This window comes from Caballeronia sp. GAFFF2 (assembly GCF_023631485.1).
Lineage (GTDB): Bacteria > Pseudomonadota > Gammaproteobacteria > Burkholderiales > Burkholderiaceae > Caballeronia.
The window spans coordinates 1-18007 of sequence record NZ_JALQDA010000037.1; the positions used below are offsets into that span (position 1 = coordinate 1).

The 18007-nt window shown below is 62.2% G+C and carries 17 protein-coding genes and 1 pseudogene; 9 read left to right on the forward strand and 9 right to left on the reverse strand.

What is annotated here, in order from left to right:
• The 6 genes from NCT04_RS29970 to NCT04_RS29995 all read left to right on the forward strand — a co-directional run.
• Positions 1-408, forward strand: a 408-nt coding sequence (locus NCT04_RS29970) for an electron transfer flavoprotein subunit alpha/FixB family protein (RefSeq protein ID WP_250469531.1), incomplete at its 5' end; no start/stop codon positions are given.
• A gap of 169 nt (positions 409-577) precedes the next feature.
• Positions 578-1327 (forward strand): IclR family transcriptional regulator, encoded by a 750-nt coding sequence (locus NCT04_RS29975; protein ID WP_250469532.1) that lies wholly within the window; start codon positions 578-580, stop codon positions 1325-1327.
• Between the two features lie 40 nt (positions 1328-1367).
• Positions 1368-2141 (forward strand): transporter substrate-binding domain-containing protein, encoded by a 774-nt coding sequence (locus NCT04_RS29980; RefSeq protein ID WP_250469533.1) that lies wholly within the window; start codon positions 1368-1370, stop codon positions 2139-2141.
• A 17-nt stretch (positions 2142-2158) separates the two neighbouring features.
• Positions 2159-2827: an amino acid ABC transporter permease gene (locus NCT04_RS29985; protein WP_250469534.1), complete on the forward strand. Its 669-nt coding sequence runs from the start codon at positions 2159-2161 to the stop codon at positions 2825-2827.
• Positions 2824-3588 (forward strand): amino acid ABC transporter ATP-binding protein, encoded by a 765-nt coding sequence (locus tag NCT04_RS29990; protein ID WP_244831437.1) that lies wholly within the window; start codon positions 2824-2826, stop codon positions 3586-3588. Before NCT04_RS29985 ends, NCT04_RS29990 begins: the two co-directional genes overlap by 4 nt.
• 36 nt (positions 3589-3624) lie before the next feature.
• The gene (locus NCT04_RS29995; RefSeq protein ID WP_250469535.1) at positions 3625-5025 is read left to right on the forward strand and encodes a formimidoylglutamate deiminase; all 1401 of its coding nucleotides are present in this window, start codon (positions 3625-3627) and stop codon (positions 5023-5025) included.
• Positions 5026-5111: 86 nt separating this feature from the next.
• Here NCT04_RS29995 and NCT04_RS30000 read toward each other — a convergent pair whose 3' ends face one another.
• From NCT04_RS30000 to NCT04_RS30025, 6 genes are all read right to left on the reverse strand, one after another.
• Entirely contained in the window at positions 5112-5954 is an 843-nt protein-coding gene (locus NCT04_RS30000) for an IclR family transcriptional regulator (RefSeq protein ID WP_250469536.1), read from the reverse strand.
• 73 nt (positions 5955-6027) lie between these two features.
• Complete coding sequence (locus NCT04_RS30005) at positions 6028-7569, reverse strand: AMP-binding protein (protein ID WP_250469537.1); 1542 nt, start codon at positions 7567-7569, stop codon at positions 6028-6030.
• A 57-nt stretch (positions 7570-7626) separates the two neighbouring features.
• Positions 7627-9408, reverse strand: a complete 1782-nt coding sequence (locus tag NCT04_RS30010; RefSeq protein WP_250469538.1) for an ABC transporter permease subunit — start codon at positions 9406-9408, stop codon at positions 7627-7629.
• 10 nt (positions 9409-9418) lie between these two features.
• Positions 9419-10480, reverse strand: a complete 1062-nt coding sequence (locus NCT04_RS30015) for an ABC transporter ATP-binding protein (protein WP_250469539.1) — start codon at positions 10478-10480, stop codon at positions 9419-9421.
• Positions 10481-10490: 10 nt separating this feature from the next.
• Positions 10491-11552 carry an ABC transporter substrate-binding protein gene (locus tag NCT04_RS30020; RefSeq protein WP_250469540.1) on the reverse strand — a complete coding sequence of 354 codons (1062 nt, stop codon included), beginning with the start codon at positions 11550-11552 and terminating at the stop codon, positions 10491-10493.
• A gap of 54 nt (positions 11553-11606) precedes the next feature.
• The gene (locus NCT04_RS30025) at positions 11607-12368 is read right to left on the reverse strand and encodes an enoyl-CoA hydratase/isomerase family protein (RefSeq protein ID WP_250469541.1); all 762 of its coding nucleotides are present in this window, start codon (positions 12366-12368) and stop codon (positions 11607-11609) included.
• Between the two features lie 294 nt (positions 12369-12662).
• Between NCT04_RS30025 and NCT04_RS30030 the strand changes: the two are divergent.
• A pseudogene (locus NCT04_RS30030) lies at positions 12663-12857 on the forward strand (LysR family transcriptional regulator); the annotation flags it as partial.
• Between the two features lie 109 nt (positions 12858-12966).
• On the opposite strand, the gene NCT04_RS30035 reads toward NCT04_RS30030, so the two are convergent.
• Both NCT04_RS30035 and NCT04_RS30040 read right to left on the reverse strand, forming a co-directional pair.
• Positions 12967-14301, reverse strand: a complete 1335-nt coding sequence (locus NCT04_RS30035) for an MFS transporter (RefSeq protein WP_250469542.1) — start codon at positions 14299-14301, stop codon at positions 12967-12969.
• 85 nt (positions 14302-14386) lie between these two features.
• Positions 14387-15172: an SDR family oxidoreductase gene (locus NCT04_RS30040; protein ID WP_250469543.1), complete on the reverse strand. Its 786-nt coding sequence runs from the start codon at positions 15170-15172 to the stop codon at positions 14387-14389.
• A 663-nt stretch (positions 15173-15835) separates the two neighbouring features.
• Between NCT04_RS30040 and NCT04_RS30045 the strand changes: the two genes are divergently transcribed.
• The gene (locus NCT04_RS30045) at positions 15836-16009 is read left to right on the forward strand and encodes a Flp family type IVb pilin (RefSeq protein ID WP_244831949.1); all 174 of its coding nucleotides are present in this window, start codon (positions 15836-15838) and stop codon (positions 16007-16009) included.
• A gap of 50 nt (positions 16010-16059) precedes the next feature.
• On the opposite strand, the gene NCT04_RS30050 is transcribed toward NCT04_RS30045, so the two are convergent.
• Positions 16060-16944, reverse strand: coding sequence for a LysR family transcriptional regulator (locus tag NCT04_RS30050; RefSeq protein ID WP_250469544.1), 885 nt, complete (start codon positions 16942-16944; stop codon positions 16060-16062).
• 123 nt (positions 16945-17067) lie between these two features.
• Here NCT04_RS30050 and argC point away from each other — a divergent pair, with 123 nt between their 5' ends.
• The gene (gene argC / locus NCT04_RS30055; protein WP_250469545.1) at positions 17068-18006 is read left to right on the forward strand and encodes an N-acetyl-gamma-glutamyl-phosphate reductase; all 939 of its coding nucleotides are present in this window, start codon (positions 17068-17070) and stop codon (positions 18004-18006) included.
• Position 18007: the final 1 nt, after the last annotated feature.

Here is an 18007-nt window from a genome sequence, read left to right on the forward strand (position 1 = left end):
GTCAGCCGCGAAGTGACGAAGCTGGATCGGCCGGAACTGACTTCGGCTTCGATCATCGTGTCGGGTGGACGTGGTCTTGGCAGCGGCGAGAACTACACGAAGGTGCTCGAACCGTTGGCCGACAAGCTTGGCGCCGCAATGGGCGCATCGCGCGCGGCGGTCGATGCCGGTTACGTGCCGAACGACTATCAAGTGGGTCAGACAGGCAAGATCGTCGCTCCGCAGTTGTACGTGGCCGTTGGTATTTCGGGCGCCATTCAGCATCTGGCCGGGATGAAAGACAGTAAGGTCATCGTCGCCATCAACAAAGATCCGGAAGCGCCTATTTTCAGCGTCGCGGATTACGGCGTCGTCGGCGACCTGTTTTCGCTCGTGCCGGAACTGACTGAATCGATCGACATGCGCTGACCCAGGAGGCGTATCGGGCAAACCTTGCCGCGCCTCGCGCGCATGACCCCCTAACGTTCGACTAAAAACCTCACCTTCATTCCCAATCGCTGGGAATTCCATTTTTGTCCGCCGGGAGCGATGTGGCATTCTGCGCTCATCGACATCGCCTTTCCGGCTGGACATCACAGTGAAACGGGAATCTAACGTCACCGGTGCCGAGCGCCTGCTGCTCGTGCTGACCGCGCTCGCCAGCCACGGCAAGGCCATGTCCGCGAAGGACATACTCGCCGCCACCGGTCTCGCGCAGAGCACGCTTTATCGGCAAGTGGCGTTGCTCAAACGCTGGGGCTTCGTCACCGAGGACGCCGGTTTTTACGCGCCCGGCCCGATCAGTCTTCAACTCGCGCTCGGCTTCGACGTCAATTCGCTGCTGGTCGAAGCGAGCCGCGAAGGCATGCTGAAGCTCGCGAACGCCACGCAGGAAAGCGTCGGCCTGATCGTCGCCGTGAACGATCAGGTGATCTGCCTCGAAATGATCGAGAGCACGCAGTCGTTGCGCTGTTCTTTCGAAAAGGGACGCTCGGTGCCGTTGCGCTCGGGCGCATCCGCCAAGTCGCTGCTCGCCTTCATGGCCGACAAACTGCGCGCCGAGACGCTGGAACGTCTGTTCGCCAACGACGATGCCACCCGCGCCACCCTCGAAACCGAACTGGAGCGCATTCGCTCGCGCGGCTTCGCGGTGAGCGAAAGCGAAGTCGATCCCGGCGTATGGGGCGTAAGCGCGCCCGTGTTCCGGCGCGCGTCGCGCAGCGCGGGCGCGAGCGCATCGATCACGCTGATGGCGCCCTCCTCGCGCGCGGCAGGCCGGGAGCAGCAACTCGCGGACTGGACCGTGCGCGCCGCCAATGCCATATCCGCGCGGCTGCAGGCCGCCTGAACCGCCATTCAACGACAGACCACACCCCTGGAGCCACGCCATGAAAATCAAGAACCTGCTTTCCGCCGCGAGTTTCGGTATCGCCATGATGATTGCCGCGCTGCCTGGCGCCGCGGCCGCGCAAGACTCGAACGTTTTGAACGTCGCCACGGACGCTACCTTCCCGCCGATGGAGTTCGTCGACAAGGGTCAGCGCACCGGCTTCGATATCGACATCATGAACGCGCTCGCCAAGAGCATGGGCAAGCAGATCCAGTGGACCGATATCGACTTCAAGGGACTGGTTCCGGGCCTCGTCGCCCATCGTTTCGATGCAGCCATCTCCGGCATCTACATCACGCCGGAACGCGCCCAGGTGATCGACTTCACCCAGTCGTACTTCGCGGGCGGCCTGTCCGCACTGGTCAAGGCGGATTCGTCGATCAAGACGCTCGCCGATCTCAACGGCAAGAAAGTGACGGTGCAGGTCGGCACGAAATCGGTCAACTTCCTGCGCGACAACTATCCGCAAGTGCAGCGCGTGGAAGTGGAAAAGAATCAGGAGATGTTCGATCTGGTCGGCATCGGCCGCGCGGATGCCGCCGTGACGGGCAAGCCCGCCGCATTCCAGTTCGCGCGCACGCGCCCCGGCTTTCGCGTGCTGGACAAGGAGCTGACGACCGAGGCATATGGCATCGCGGTGCGCAAGGACGAGCCGCAATTGCGCGATCAGATGAACGCCGCGCTCGCCAAGATCAAGGCGGACGGCACCTACGACGCGATCGTGAAGAAGTGGTTCAGCGCGAGCGCCGGCACGACGGCAAGCGCGAAGTAAGCCGGCGGACCTGAGCCATGCAACTCGACTTCACGCCAGCCTTCGCCGGTTGGGACGATCTGGCGCATGGCGCGCTCGTCACGGTGGAAGTGACCGCCGCCGCGCTCGTGCTCTCGTGCCTGCTCGGACTTCTGATCGGCATCGGCCGGCTCTCGCCGCAGCGACGCATCGTCTACGGCTTCTGCACCGGATATCTGATCTTCTTTCGCGGCACGCCCCTGCTCGTGCAACTGTTTCTGCTGTTCTTCGGCCTGCCGCAGTTCAATATCCTGCTGCCTGCCTTCGTGTGCGGCATGCTCGGGCTCGGCCTGTATTCGGCGGCCTACGTGTCGGAGGTCGTGCGTGGCGCGATTCAATCGGTGGATCGTGGACAGATGGAAGCTGCGCGCTCCATCGGCATGTCGGCGGGTCAGGCCATGCGCGCGATCATTCTTCCGCAAGCCGTCGTGCGCATGATTCCGCCGCTCGGCAACGAGTTCATCGCGCTCATCAAGAACTCGGCGCTGGTGTCGCTTCTGACCATCGACGATCTCATGCACGAAGCACAGAAGATCATCAGCGTGTCGTACCGGTCGCTGGAGGTGTATCTCGTCGTCGCGCTCGTCTATCTCGTGCTGACGCAGACGACGAACTACATTCTTCATCGCGTGGAGCGACGGTTGCGCGCAGGAGGCATGGTGCAATGAACAGCGCCCAACCCATTCTCAGCATTCGCGATCTCACCAAGTCGTTCGGGACGCATCGCGTATTGAACGGTATTGACTTCGATATAGAGCCGAGTCAAGTTGTCGTGGTGATCGGGCCAAGCGGCTCCGGCAAGAGCACGTTTCTGCGCTGCTGCAACGGTCTGGAGCAGCCCGAGCGCGGAACCATCGACATTTGCGGGCATCGTCTCGTCGATCAGGGAACCATGCTCAAGGAGCGCGCGCTGAATGCATTGCGCACGGAAGTGGGCATGGTGTTTCAGTCGTTCAACCTGTTCCCGCATCTTTCGGTGCTGCACAACATTACCGTGGGACCGCGGATGTTGCGCGGTGCATCGAAGGCAGATGCCGAAACGGCCGCGCTCGGCCTGCTCAGGAAAGTCGGCCTCGAACACAAGGCGCATGCCATGCCCGCGAGTTTGTCGGGCGGCCAGAAGCAGCGCGTCGCCATTGCGCGGGCGCTGGCCATGCAACCGCGCGTCATGCTCTTCGACGAACCCACGTCCGCGCTCGATCCCGAACTCGTCGGCGAAGTGCTTCAGGTGATGAAGCTGCTCGCCGCCGAAGGCATGACCATGCTCGTCGTCACGCATGAGATGGGCTTTGCGAGAGAAGTGGCGGATGTCGTCGTCGTGATGGATGGCGGCGAGATCGTCGAGGCGGGCCCGCCCTCGCAAATCTTTTCGACACCCACCCAGCCTCGTACACGCTCGTTCCTGCAAGCGGTTTTGTCGCGTGCGTGAATGTTTCACCGATGCCCGATACCGAGTAGTCCGCCCATGAATACACGCACGAAATCACTCTTTGCGGCGCATGCGCTTTTGCCCGAAGGCTGGCGCACCGACGTGCTGCTCGAATGGGACGCCACAGGTACGCTCGTGGCGGTCACACCCGATAAGCGCGATGCGCCCGCGGGCGTCGCGCGCGCCGCCGGACCGGTCATTCCCGGCATGCCGAATCTTCATTCGCACGCGTTCCAGCGCGCGATGGCCGGACTCACCGAGTATCGCGCGAACCCGACCGACAGTTTCTGGAGCTGGCGGGAACTGATGTATCGCTTCGCCGCGCGCATCATGCCCGAGACGCTCGGCGCCATTGCGCGCTGGCTGTATGTCGAGATGCTCAAGGCTGGTTACACGTCCGTCTGCGAGTTCCATTACGTGCATCACGCGGAGGATGGAACGCGCCATGCAAACCCCGCCGAGCTTGCGCAACGCGTGGTGGATGCGGCGAGCGAAACCGGCATCGGCATGACGATGCTGCCGGTGCTCTATCAGTTCAGCGGCTTCGGCGAAGAGCCGCCTCGCGACGATCAGCGGCGCTTCGTCAATACCACCGAAGGCTATCTCGATCTGCTAGCCGCGTTGCGTCATGCCCGACCCGAACACGGCGCGCTGCGATACGGCGTCGCGCCGCATTCGCTGCGCGCGGTGTCGGAGGCGTCTCTGCGCGTCGTCATCGAAGCGTTGAACGACATCTCGCCTGACGCGCCGGTTCATATCCACATCGCGGAGCAAACGGCGGAAGTGGATGCTTCGCTTGCCGCGCTGGGCGCGCGGCCCGTGCAATGGCTGCTGGATCGTTTTGACGTGAACGCGCGCTGGTGCCTCGTGCATGCGACGCATATCGACGCCAGCGAAACCGCTGCGCTCGCGAAAAGCGGCGCCATTGCGGGCCTGTGCCTCACCACCGAAGCGAATCTCGGCGACGGGATTTTCCCCGCGAACGAATACCTCGACGCAGGCGGCGCTTTCGGTATCGGCTCGGATAGTCATGTCGGCGTGGACTGGCGCGCGGAACTGCGACTGCTCGAGTATGGCCAGCGTCTGTCGCGGCGGCAGCGTAACGTGCTGGCATCGCACGAAACGGCGCAGGTTGCCGATCGCCTGTTTCGCGACGCCCTCGAAGGCGGCGCATGCGCGACCGGCCGCGCAGTCGGCGCGCTCATGCCGGGGGCGCGCGCGGACTGGATTGTGCTCGACGCCGATCATCCGAATCTTGCGGAACAGACGAGCGCGACGTGGCTCTCTTCCGTCGTATTCTGCGAACACGGTGAATCGCCCGTGCGCGACGTGTTCGTTGGCGGCGAGTGCGTGATCCGTGAGCGTCGGCATCGCGATGAAGCGCGGCATTATCGCGACTATCGTGCGGCGCTTGCGCGGCTTTTTGCCGGCGCTTGAATCTACACAGTATCGCTGTTGTGCCCGTCGTTGGAGGGCGTGCCGATCGTCGCGCTCCAAGCGGCGTCGAACGTATCCGTTGCGGCCTATTCGATGCGCCTGCGCGTGGAAATGGCGGACGCCGTGGAAATGACGAGATCCGCGAAGCGCTTTTCGTCGCGATCGGCCTGCCAGCGCGAACGCGCCACCGCAATGTTCACCGCGCCGATGCCTCGTCCGTGCGCATTGGTGATGGCGGCCGCGGTGGAGATGTCGCTGACGAAATATTCGTCCTCCGTGTGCGCATAGCCCTGCTTGCGAATCTGTGCAATACGCTCCTTGATCTTGCGCGGCTGATACACCGTCGAGGCCGTATAGGGCACAAGGTTGGTACGCGAGAGAATGTCGTCGATCTCGCCGTCGGCGAGCGTGGCGAGGATCGAGAGACCGGGCGCCGTGCAATAAGCCGGCAAGCGCGAGCCGGTGATGACGTGCGCGTTGAACACGTTGCGGCTCACGATGCGCAGCACGAAAACGATGTCCGTGTCGTCCAGCACGGTGAGATTGGTGGCCTCTTCCGTCTCCGATCCGAGTTGCTGCAGATACGGCGTGGCGCGGCTCACGAGATCGTTCGACGTGAGGTAGTGATAGGTGAAGTCCAGCAGCCGTGGCGACAGTTCGTACTTGCGGCTGTCGGGGTCCTTGAACAGATAGCCGAGCGCCGCCAGCGTAAAACTGAAGCGCTGCGTCGCGCTCATGTCGAAGCCCGTGATGGCCGAGATTTCCGAAAGCGACAACTGCCGCTTGCTACCGTCGAAAGCCGTGAGCACCTTCATGGCCTTTTCGACGGACTGCACGTACAGCGACGACGCAGTTGCGTCCACCGCCTCGCCCGCCCCTTTCGCGGCGGCGTTCTTGCGTTTTCGCGGGGCTTTGGACTCGTCGCTCATCTCTCGTATGCTTTTGTCGTCGATGGCAAAATTATCGCATAGCCCTATTACCCTATCTGAATGCGATAACTCCTTAGGCTTTCACGCTGGCCAGCCGATCCCACGCGTCTTCCACGCTGCGCGACAGCAGATGCTTCTTGATGCGTTCGCTCGCCGTCAGTTCGAAGCCCGGCGCCGCGCGGTAATAACGCGGCAACTGAAAACTCGCGAGGCGCTCTCGCGCCCATATGTGCAGCGTTTCCCAGTCCACCGGCTCGTCCTTGAACTGCACGTTGAGCAGAATGTCCTGCTCGCCGACCGCCGACGCCACGCCCATCGCAGCGCTCAACCGCACCGCCGGATGCGTCGCGAAAACGCGTTCGATCTCCCATGCCGACACGTTCTCGCCGCGCACACGCATGCTGTCCGTCTGCCGGCCGACGAAATACAGATCGCCATCGGCGTCGCGGCGCGCGCGATCGCCCGTGTGCAATTTGCCGTTGCGAAGCGCAGATTTCGTCGCCTCGGGATTCTTCAGATACGCTGGCAAAAAGGTCCCTTCCACTTTGCTCGACAACACGATCTCACCCGCCTCGCCTGGCGGCACCGGCTGGCCGTGTTCATCGAGCAATTCGATATCGAGCCACGGCAGCGCGCGGCCGATGGACCCCGGCTTGCCGGTAACGTTCGCGGTAGCGAAGCTAGAACACTCCGTCATGCCGTAGCACTCGCGCAGACGCACCTTGAGGCGCGTTTGTATCGGCTCCCACGCAGACGCGCTCACACCCGCGCCCCACGCCACGCGCAACGAATGCGCTGAAGGCTGCGCGGCTTCGGGCAACTGCATCAGGATATCGAGCACGCCGCCAAGGTAATGCAGTTGCGTCGCGCCCGCGCGCTCCACTTGCGGCCAAAACTGCGAAGCCGAGAAGCGCGGCACCGCATGCAGTGTCACCGGTTCGAGGAACGGCAGCAACAGCATCTGCGCGCCGCCGATGTGGCACAGCGGCTCCCACAGGAACAGGCGGTCGCCCTCGCGCACGTCGGCGACACGCAACGCCGCTTCACTCGCAATGCGCATCATGCGATGCGTGAATACGACGCCCTTCGGCGCGCCCGTCGTGCCGGATGTATAGATGATGCACAACGGCGCGTCGACGGGGATCGCCGGCGTGGCGAACGCGGCGTTCGTATCCGCCGCATCGAACGCGGGCAGGCGCGTGCGTTTGGACATGCCGCAGTCGATCGATGCCGTGATCGCGTCGAACTCGCCGTCGATGACGAAGAGTTTCGGTTCTGCATGTTGCAGCAGATAGTCGAGGCCCGACGCGCGCAACTTGATGTTCACCGGCACCCAGACGAGGCCGCTCAACACGAGTGCGTAAATCAGATGAATGTGTTCGGGACTGTTGCCGAGCATCACCGCGACGCGATCGCCCGGCACGAGCCCCTGACCCGCGAACCAGCGTTGCAATTGCACGATATGACGCGAGGCGTCCGCGCACGAGATTGCATGATCGTCGAAATGCACGACGGTGCGCGCGGGCGTGGCGCGCAATCCGGCCGCGAGGAGCGGCGCGCAATCGAGTTCGTCGTTCGCGTGCCGGTGGCCAAAGTATTCTGAATAACGATGCATGTTCGAATCGGGTTATGGACTGCTTTTATGGCTGGGTGTCGCTGAATGGTGTCGAAATCAGCGCGCGCGGCGCTTGATCCACGACGACACCGCCACCACCAGCGCGATCAGCACGATCAGCGTGGTCGATACCGCCGCGAGCGTGGGCGTCACGGCCAATTGGATGTCGTCCCACATCTGTTTGGGTAGCGTCGAGTTGATGCCGCCGCTCACGAAGATCGCAATGGTGAGATCGTCGAAGGAAACCAGAAATGCGAACAGGAACGCCGCCGTCACGCTCGCCATCAGAAGCGGCAGCACGATCGACGTGATACGCCGCAGCGGCGATGCGCCCATGACCCGCGCGGCATCGTCCAGACGCCAGTCGAAGCGCTGGAAGCCGGCTGCAAGCGTCACCACCACGTAGGGAATAGCGAGCACCGTATGCCCGATCACGAGGCCGAGGTTGGTGCCCGTCAGCCCGAAGCGTCCGAACAGATACAGGAGCCCGACCGCCACCACGATACGCGGCACGATCAACGGCGCGACCAGCAGCGCGAACACCGGTTTGCTGGCGCGGCGCGGCATGCGCGTCATCGCGAGCGTCGCGCCGAAGCCGAGCAGCAGCGACAGCACCGCGGTGCCGAATCCCACTTCGAACGATCGGATGATCGCGCTGTGCCACACGGGCGAATCCATGAAGGTGCCGAACCACTTGCCGCTGAAAAGCTTCGGCGGGAACGCGATGTAGTCGCTCTTCGTGAACGCGTACGGAATCACCGACAGCACCGGCGCGACCAGCACCACCATGATCGCGCAGGTGTAGACGCCGAGCGGACTGGCTGCGCGCGCGGCGGTATCCGCATGCGGATTGCGGCGCATGAGAAACGGCGCGAAGAGGCGGCCGGCCAGCATCAGAACGGCGAGCTTGATGCCTTGCGCCCGCGAGCCGCGCGAACGCTCGGTGACTTCGCCCGTGAGCGAAGTCAGGCCGACCATGCGGTCATAGACGAAGAAGATCACGATCGAGCAGACGAGCAGCACGGTCGAGAGCGCGCCGGCGAACCGCATGTCGAAGAGTTCGAGCACGGACGAGATCACGAGTTGCGCGATCATCGTTTCCTTCGGCGAGCCAAGCAGCGCCGGCACGATGAAGAAGCCGAGACTCGAGATGAACACGAGCAGTCCCGCCGCCGCGACACCCGGCGACGACAAGGGCAGAAACACCGTGAAAAAGCTCATGCTGCGTTGCGCGCCGAGCGTTTCGGCGGCTTGTGTCAGACGGTCGTCGATACCGCGCATCACAGGCAGCATGGTCATCACGGCGAGCGGCATCATGGAATGCACCATGCCGATCAGGACGCCGGTCAGCGATGGAATCGTACCGCTCGTTTCCCGCACGAGACCGAGCGACAGCGCGATGGTCGACAGCACGCCGGTCTTGGAGAGCAGCAGCATCCACGCATAGGTTTTGACAAGGTAGCTGGTCCAGAACGGCAGCATGATCCACAACAGCCAGCGTTCGCGCACGCGTTCCGACAGACGGCTCAACATGTACGCAACCGGATAGCCGAGCAGAATGGACAACGCCGCCGTCATGAACGAGATGCCGAACGTAATCCACAAAACCTTGGCATAAACCGGCGTGCGCGCGATGCGTTCGAACTGCGAGAAACCGTATTGCCCGTCTGCGCCGACGAGTCCGCCTTGCAGAATCTCGCCGACCGGCACGATGAAGAACACCAGCAGGAACAACAAGGTCGGCACGATAGGCAAGATGCGCAACGTGCGCGCGGTCCACACGGACCGGCCGCGCCGCGAGCCTTCGTTCTCGCGTTGCGCGTGAAGTGCGATGGTCATATGCGCGTCCTCAGGCGTGCAGCAACGTGGTGCGATACGGGTCCCACACGAGGCCCACCCTTTCACCGATGCGTGGCGACAGGCTGCGCTCGCAGCGCACCGTGATCTCGCTGCCGTCGTTCATGGCGAGTTGCACGCGCGTATCGCTGCCGAAGAAAACGACATCGGCGATGGTGCCGTCGATGAAGCCGCTCTTCGGTTCCACGAGGCGCGGCGCCTCGGGACGCAGCAACAGCGTGTGGCGCGTCGACGGTGCGACTTGCGCGTTCATCGGCAAGGGAATGCGTCCGCCGGCGGCAAGCAGAATGGGCTCGCCGCCCTTGCCGCGCGTGTCGTCGAGCGCGCCTTCCAGCAGATTCGAGTGACCGATGAAGCCCGCCGCGAATCGCGTCGCCGGGCGGTCGTAGAGATCGGCGGGCGTGCCTACCTGTTCGATGCGCGCCTGATTCATGAGGCAGATGCGGTCCGAAAGCGTGAGCGCTTCGTCCTGATCGTGGGTGACGTAGACGAAGGTCGCGCCAAGCTCTTTGTGCAGACGGCGGATTTCCGACTGCATATGCTCGCGCAGCTTCTTGTCCAGCGCGCCGAGCGGCTCGTCCAGCAAGATCACCGACGGACGATACGCAAAGCATCGCGCCAGCGCGATACGCTGCTGCTGACCGCCCGACAGCTCCTTCGGAAAGCGCTTGGCGTATTCGGTCATGCGCACCATGGCGAGCGCGTCGTCCACGGCGGCGCGCACGTCCTCGCGCGACTTGCGCCGCATGCGCAGACCGTATGCGACGTTGTCCCACACGCTCATGTGCGGAAAGAGCGCATAGCTCTGAAACACCATGCCGATGCCGCGCTTGCCCGGCTCGACATGCGTCACGTCGCGGCCATCTATCTCGATACGCCCCGCGCTCGGCGCAACGAGCCCGGAGATCATCTGCAACAACGTGGTCTTGCCCGAACCCGAGGGACCGAGCAGCGTCAGGAACTCGCCCGCCTGCACGGCGAGGTCCGTCGCTTCCAGCGCGATGGCGTCGCCATAACGCTTCGCGATGGCGATTGCCTCGAGTTTCGAGCTCATCTTCCGCTCCTTACGAAATGATCCACGAATTGAACCGCTCGGTGACCTTCTGGCGATTCTCTTCCCACCATTGCGGACTCGGCAGCTTCATGTCCTTGATGTTTTCCGGCGCCGTCGGCAACAGCGCGGCACGCTCCTTGTCGATGGTCTCGAACGACTTCTTGTTGGTCGGTCCGTAAGCCAGCGTGCGGGTGAGCGCGGCCTGGCGCTTCGCATCGGCGCAAAAGCGCACAAATTGCCTGGCTGCATCGGCGCGCGGCGTGCCCTTCGGAATGCCCCAGCCCTCGATGGAATACAGGCCCTGATTCCACACGATGTTGACCGGCGCGCCCGAATCCTTCGCGGCTTGCGCGCGGCCATTCCAGGTCGAGATCATGTCGACGTCGCCGCTCTGGATCGCCTGCATGGCCTGCGCGCCCGAGGTCCACCAGATGGCGATATGCGGCTTGATCTTGTCGAGACTCTTGAAGGCGCGATCAACGTCAAGCGGATAGAGCTTGTCGAGCGGCACGCCGTCGGCCAGCAGCGCCTGCTCCAGCGTGTCGAGCGGACTGCGCCGCAGGCAGCGGCGGCCGGGAAATTTCTTCACGTCCCAGAAATCCGCCCACGACTTCGGGCCGTTGTCCTTGAACTTGTCGGCGCGATAGGCAAGCACCGTCGAATACACGTCCACACCAAGCCAGTTCGGCGTGATCGCCTCGGGCATGATGTCCGGGAAGTCGCTCGCCTTCAGCCCGATCGGTTCGAGCAGACCTTTCGACTCGAGATATGGAATGTCGGCGGACAACGTGAGCGTGGTTACGTCCCACACGTAGTTCTTGGTTTGCACCATCGCGGCGAACTGCGCCACCGGTTGCGATTCGCGCGCGACGCTCACCACCTTGATGCCGGTGGCTTTCTCGAACGGATCGTAGAAGGCCTCGCGATACGCCGTCGTGTACGGGCCGCCCGGGTCCGACACCACGATCTGCTTACTCTGCGCGCGTGCTGCAAGCGGCATTGCGCCAGTTACGGCTAGCGCAAGCGCGCCTTGCAGGGCGCGGCGTCGCGTCGGATTGAAGTCTTGCGTCATGTTTCAGGTCTCCCGCACAGGGATTGAAAAGGAACGGCTCGGCTTCAGCCCGATTTATTTGGCGCGCTTTTTGAAGAACGCTTCCATCATGCGAGCCGGCTCCCCGGAGTCGTACGCTTCGCGCTGAATGCGCATGCCCGCTTCGATGCAATCGACGAAACCCGGCTCCGTCATCTCGCGAAAACGCTGCTTGTCCAGACGCATGGCGACCGGTGGCTTGTCCGCGAGTTCGGTGGCGATTTCGAGCGCCTTCTCGAACACCTTTTCTTCCGGCACGAGGTGATGCATGAGACCGATGCGGTGACACTCCTCCGCGTCCATCAGGCGACCGGTGAGCGTGAGTTCGATGGTTCGCGACATGCCGAGCATCGAGTTCATGATCCACGGACCCGTCGTGCTGGCGATACCCGCGTTGATTTCCGGCTGACCCATGCGCACGCCCGGATGACCGACGCGAATGTCGCCGAGCAGCGCGACCTGAAATGCCGAGCCGGCGGCCGTGCCGTTGAGCGCCATGACGAGCGGCTTCTGAAGGCCGCGCAGCGCGGCGTAATAGCGCTGCCATTCCTTGACCCATTCCACGGCGCGCTCGCCGTCGAAGTCGTGCGCTTCCGACAGATCCTGCCCCGCCGAAAATGCGCGGTTGCCGGCGCCGGTCATGATGATCGCGGCGACCTGATCGTCGTCGTTGTAGCGATCGAGCGCGTCGATGATCTTGTTACGCATCGGCGTGGTCCACGCGTTGAGGCGCTCGGGACGATTCAGCGTAATGACCGCCACGCGGCCATGACTGGAAAACAGGACGTCTTCACTCATAATTATCGCATCGCAATAGTTGATGGTGAATGGCAATATAGGCCGATCAAAATTACGATGCAAGCGGGTTTACGAGATAGACTGCGGCCGGTTGCCGAGAGACGCTTGCACTTAGGCGTTGAGCCGTCGGTCAACGCATCGCAACACGGCGTTCTCGCTAACCGCTCTGCCCGCAGAATGCGCATGGCCCGCATGGCGGCGATGAACCGCGCCCGCCGCGTACTGACCGCGCACGGTGTCGCAGGCGATATCCGCGACCGACATAGGCCGCAGCGACTTAGATGTTTTTAGGGGGTTTTCGACGCGGGTTCCTTCTCCGGCGCCGCGCGCCAGAAGAAGTTGGAGCAGCCGGCCGTAGCCAAGACGGTTGCGCAAATGGCGGAACGTCTAGGCGCGCGTCTGCCGCTGCGTTCGACACGAGGGCTCGCGCCGGCGGAAGCCGGTCAGCGCTTTTATTTGCACGCGCACCGGAGCAGTCGCCAATACGACTCGGGATGCTGGCGACTAGATGATGGATGGATCGCTTGACGCAGTGAGCGGCTCGCGTGGGAACGAGGCGTGGACCACTTTCCAGGTTCCCACGCCTCGCGCTGTATTTTTAGGTCCGTCCTCGCGCCACGACGACATCGCGGAACCGAATCTTCCGGGGCAATCCCCACGCGATGAGCACAGCCGTAATCGCGCACACCACGGCGATTGCATAGAGTCCCATCGACGGGCTCCCCAGCAGGTCCTTGACCTTGCCGACCATATAAGGCGCAACGATGCCGCCGAACTGTCCAAGCGAGTTGATCAACGCAAGCCCGGCTGCCGCCGCGGCACCCGTCAGCATTCTGGCCGGGAACATCCAGAAAATGCCGAACGAAGCGATGACACCCGTAGCGGAGATGCTGAGGCCGAGCACGAGCAACACCGTATGGCCGGGCCATGTGGCGCTGATCAGATAACCGAGTGCCGCCGCGATCGCGCAGCCGGCCAGATGCCAGCGACGTTCACCGGTACGGTCCGAACTATGACTGATGAGCACCGTGCCAGCCATTGCCGCGAGATAGGGAATCATCGTGATCAGACCGATGATGAGCGGGTCGCTTGTGCCCGCGCTCTTCACCAGTTGCGGCATCCAGAAGAGGAAGCCGTAGATCCCCATGCACAGCCCGAAATAGATCAGTGAGAACAGATAGATCACAGGCCAGCGCAGCGCAACGAGGAACGAATGCGTGCTGTCGACCTTGCGGTCGCGCGAGAGGATCGAGGCAAGAAGCGTCTTCTCCGAAGGCGTCAGCCACTTGGCGTCTTCCATCCGGTCATCGAGCACGATCAGCACCACGATGCCGAGCAGAACCGACGGCAAACCTTCGAGCAAAAACAGCCACTGCCAGCCGGGCATGCCATTCAAGCCATCGAAGAACTTCAGGATGCCGCCGGAAATCGGGCCACCGATGATTCCGCACAGTGCAATCACCCCGAAAAAATACGAGTTCACGCGACCGCGCCGTTCGGCGGGAAACCACTGCGTGTAGAAGTAGAGCACGCCTGGCACGAACCCGGCTTCGAGTGCGCCGAGGAGAAACCGCAGGATATAGAACCAGGTTTCGTCGCGCACGAACATCATTGCCGCCGACGCGATGCCCCACGAAATCATGATGCGCGCGATCCAGCGTCGCGCACCGGTGCGCACCATGATCGCGTTACTTGGAATCTCGAACAGCAAATAACCGACGAAGAACACGCTTGCGCCAAAGCCGTACGCGGCGTCGCTGAAGCCGAGTTGAGCCTGCATTTGCAGCTTGGCGAAACTGATGTTCACGCGATCGAGGTACGCAACCACGAAGCAGGCGAGGATCAAGGGAACGATACGTCGGGTTACTTTATTGAAGAGGTGCGCCTCGGCAGCGGTATCCATCTCCGGTATTTCGGTCAGCGTTTCGAGCATACCTGTCTCCATCGATTTGTTTTGTCTTCTAATTGCGGGGCACCAGTTTCCAATCAACCAGTACACGCTGCGCTCGCCCGATTGTCTAGCCGCGTCCTATGAACGGCATCTTGGTTGCCATCACCGTCATGAACTGCACGTTCGCGCCGGGCGGCATGCTTGCCATGTAAGCGACGGATTGCGCCGCATGCGCCAAGTCCATCGTCGGCTCCGGCGCTCGCTCGCCGTTTGCCTGAAGAACGCCACCGGCCATTCCCGCGGCCATCTCTGTCAGAACGTTGCCGAAATCGATCTGACAGACCGCGATGTCGTACTTGCGCCCGTCCAGCGCGCAGGCCTTCGTCAAGCCACTGACTGCGTGCTTGCTTGCCGTGTAATCCGCGGAATGAAGACGCGGCGTATGTGCCGACAAGGAGCCGTTGTTGATGATCCGGCCGCCCGGCGGGTTATTTGCACGCATCCGGCGAAAGGCGGCTTGCGTGCACAAAAGCGTGCCGATCACATTGATATCGAGCATCGTGCGAAAGCGCTCTATCGAAAGATCCTCGACCGACACGCCTTCCACGCCCACTCCCGCGTTGTTGAAAAGCAGATCGAGGCAACCGTAGCGTTCCTGCACCGTGTCGAAGAGACGTTGTACCGATGCCGAGTCGGTGACATCGGTGGCAATGGCCATCAACTTGCTGGCGGATTCGGGAACGTGTTGCTCGTAGTCTCGAATGACTGCGTCGAGCGCCTCTTGCCGACGTCCGGCGAGCGCGACACACCAGCCATCGTTCGCGAGCGCGTGCACCGTTGCCCGACCAATACCGCTGCCTGCTCCTGTGACGATGGCTACGCGCAATGTCTTCTCTGTGTCGTGTCGAGTCATGACGGCTTCTGTTTGTTCTCGTCTGCGGTTGGCCCGGAGCGGTTGATCCGGCATGGATAGGCACTTATGACTTTGCAGTGAATCTAGCGAAAACTTTACAGGCCGGGTACTGAGACTTTTTGATAGCGGTATGACTTTGCGTTATACCGGGCGCTGTCGATTCACACTGCAGATGACGGCCCATTCGGCGCGAGAGCCAGTCCCCGTCTGCGTTCCCGAGGCGGCAACCACCCAGTATTCCGAATCGAGAACTTCCCTGCTTCGTCACAATCGCCCTTGCGCATAAGGGAATGTGCGTAGTACGACCGTATCGGTTCGAAAAGAATGGTTCGGCGGCTCGCATATCGATTACGAGCCAGCTTGCGCAACCGCGGTTTCGGTAAAAAAGTGCGCCCCCGACGCCACGGCGGAACAAATCCCCTCTCGCTCATTCATGTTCTATCGCCGGGAGCCGTTATTGGATACATGGAGCATCGCATCAGGCACTGTGCGCTCAAGCGACGCTTCATACCCAGAGCCTGAACCGTAGGCCCGGGTACACGATGAAGCTTCTGCGCATTCAAAACCTTCGGATTCGTCAACTGAGAGAGACGACTACCGATGCAGACGACCAATCGGTACACCGGGCAAAGACACCACAACGTTGAACCCGAGGATCAAATCATGACGCACTTCTTCAAGCGCTATCTCAAGGATACGCGCGGCATTACCGCGATTGAATATGGCCTGATCGCCGGCGTACTTGCGCTCGGCATCATGACGTCCGTCAGCGGCGTCGCCACTCAACTGTCGACCACCTTTTCCGCCATCACGACCAAGCTCTCTACGATCCACTAAGCGTGGGCGGCGTTCTCTTCGGGAGTTTCGTGAGCCTCGACCCGGCAACGCTAGGCTAGTCGTAGATCCCACAAGACATCGAGTACCTGTCGAGTGGTGCGCTCAACGTGCCCCACACGGTGTGCAATGCCTAGCCGACGCCACAACGCCGGGCGCAGCGGACGCATGACGACGCGTCCGTCGGGCGATGGCGTCGTCGCCTCATGCGGCAGAAGCGCCGCGCCGTAACCTGCCGCCACGAGACTCTTGATCGCGTCGTTGTAGTTCAGCTGAATGCGCGGCGTCGGATGATGACCCGCCGTCGCAAACCACTCCGCTGTCAGACGCGAGAGACGCGTAGTCGCATCATTCAATATGAGAGGCCGAGCGGCCAGCCAATCAGGCGTGACACGGGCGGGACAACGCCAATGCGCGGGCACGAACGCCATCACCGGGTCGCGGCGCCAAGGCTTTATCACGAGTCCGGCCACGGAGAGTTGAGGCAGCGCGACCAGCCCGACATCCAGTCTCCCATCCGCCAATTGGGACAGCGTTTCATGCGACGTGAGCACCGCAAGCTGAATATCGATTGCGGGATTGTGCTGGCGCAACACGTCGAGCGCTTGCGGCAACAAGTGCGCGATCACACCAGTCGATGCACCGAGCCGCACCCGCCCTTCCAGTCCCTGCACCTGGCGTTCGATATCGTCCAACGCCTGCTCCGCATCGGCCAGCAGCCGACGCGCGCGTTCCACCAGCAACTCTCCTATTGCCGATGGCCTGACCTGCCCGCGCTTGCGTGACAAAAGCGGCGCCCCAATGCGGTCTTCGAGTTCAGCGACATGCAAACTGACCGTCGGAGGCGCCAGATGCAGAGCGCGCGCTGCATCGGCAAATGAGCCCCGCTCGGCAACCGCGATGAGAGTGCGCAAACGGTCAAGGCTGATCTCTCGCATATTGGCGTCCAAATTCAGAAAAGTTGAATGTTCGAGTCATGAAATTCGAATTTTCTTATTCTAACGATTAGATGAACATAGGCGCTCGTTCTGCTCGTTACCACCACTCGGAGTATCCCGCGTATGAGCGCCCCCATTGTTTTCATCGATGGCGACCAAGGCACCACCGGATTGCAAATCCACGAACGGCTGCGTGATCGGACCGACATCACGCTGTTCACGCTTGCCGCCGAAGAACGCAAAGACGCACGCCGTCGCGCGGAAGCCATCAACGCCTGCGACATTGCAATTCTTTGTTTGCCCGATGCCGCCGCACGCGAGGCAGTGGACGCTATCGTCAATCCTGCCGTCAGAGTCATCGACGCGAGTTCGGCCCACCGCATACAGCCGGGCTGGACATACGGCTTTCCGGAGATGACGGCAGGACAAGCCGATCGCATTGCAAGCGCCCGTCGCGTCACCAATCCCGGCTGCTATCCGACAGGGGCAATTGGCTTGCTGCGTCCGCTGTTGCAGGCCGGACTCATACCCGGCGGCTATCCTGTCAGCATTCATGCGGTATCCGGCTATTCCGGACGCGGTCGTGCCGGCGTGGAGGAACACGAAGGTAAAGATGCCGTTAACGCGCCTTCATTCCAGGTATATGGTCTGGAGCTCGCGCACAAGCACACGCCGGAAATCCAGGCGCATGCCGGACTCGCGCAGCGCCCGATTTTCGTGCCTGCGTATGGTGCGTTTCGCCAGGGCATTGTGCTGACGGTGCCGTTGGAGTTGCGGCTGCTCGCATCCGACGTGGATGGCGCCACGTTACACGCTTGCCTCGCGCGCCACTATGGGGACGCGGCCCACGTGCATGTCTTGCCGCCGCATGAATCGAGCGTTTTGCGGCATCTCGATCCTCAGGCGCTGAACGGTACGAACGACATGCACCTGAGCGTATTTTCCAACGTGGAACACGGGCAGGTTCTGCTGTCCGCGGTGTTCGACAACCTTGGCAAAGGCGCGTCCGGCGCTGCGGTCCAGAACCTGAACCTGATGCTTACGCGGCAATGCCAAGGGTGAA

What these genes read in the sequence shown, in the direction of transcription:
- NCT04_RS29980 (WP_250469533.1), top strand. Translation starts at nt 1,368, where the DNA reads ATGAAAATCAAGAACCTGCTTTCCGCCGCGAGTTTCGGTATCGCCATG.
- NCT04_RS29985 (WP_250469534.1), top strand. Translation starts at nt 2,159, where the DNA reads ATGCAACTCGACTTCACGCCAGCCTTCGCCGGTTGGGACGATCTGGCG.
- NCT04_RS29990 (WP_244831437.1), top strand. Translation starts at nt 2,824, where the DNA reads ATGAACAGCGCCCAACCCATTCTCAGCATTCGCGATCTCACCAAGTCG.
- NCT04_RS29995 (WP_250469535.1), top strand. Translation starts at nt 3,625, where the DNA reads ATGAATACACGCACGAAATCACTCTTTGCGGCGCATGCGCTTTTGCCC.
- NCT04_RS30000 (WP_250469536.1), bottom strand. Translation starts at nt 5,954, where the DNA reads ATGAGCGACGAGTCCAAAGCCCCGCGAAAACGCAAGAACGCCGCCGCG.
- NCT04_RS30005 (WP_250469537.1), bottom strand. Translation starts at nt 7,569, where the DNA reads ATGCATCGTTATTCAGAATACTTTGGCCACCGGCACGCGAACGACGAA.
- NCT04_RS30010 (WP_250469538.1), bottom strand. Translation starts at nt 9,408, where the DNA reads ATGACCATCGCACTTCACGCGCAACGCGAGAACGAAGGCTCGCGGCGC.
- NCT04_RS30015 (WP_250469539.1), bottom strand. Translation starts at nt 10,480, where the DNA reads ATGAGCTCGAAACTCGAGGCAATCGCCATCGCGAAGCGTTATGGCGAC.
- NCT04_RS30020 (WP_250469540.1), bottom strand. Translation starts at nt 11,552, where the DNA reads ATGACGCAAGACTTCAATCCGACGCGACGCCGCGCCCTGCAAGGCGCG.
- NCT04_RS30025 (WP_250469541.1), bottom strand. Translation starts at nt 12,368, where the DNA reads ATGAGTGAAGACGTCCTGTTTTCCAGTCATGGCCGCGTGGCGGTCATT.
- NCT04_RS30035 (WP_250469542.1), bottom strand. Translation starts at nt 14,301, where the DNA reads ATGCTCGAAACGCTGACCGAAATACCGGAGATGGATACCGCTGCCGAG.
- NCT04_RS30040 (WP_250469543.1), bottom strand. Translation starts at nt 15,172, where the DNA reads ATGACTCGACACGACACAGAGAAGACATTGCGCGTAGCCATCGTCACA.
- NCT04_RS30045 (WP_244831949.1), top strand. Translation starts at nt 15,836, where the DNA reads ATGACGCACTTCTTCAAGCGCTATCTCAAGGATACGCGCGGCATTACC.
- NCT04_RS30050 (WP_250469544.1), bottom strand. Translation starts at nt 16,944, where the DNA reads ATGCGAGAGATCAGCCTTGACCGTTTGCGCACTCTCATCGCGGTTGCC.
- argC (WP_250469545.1), top strand. Translation starts at nt 17,068, where the DNA reads ATGAGCGCCCCCATTGTTTTCATCGATGGCGACCAAGGCACCACCGGA.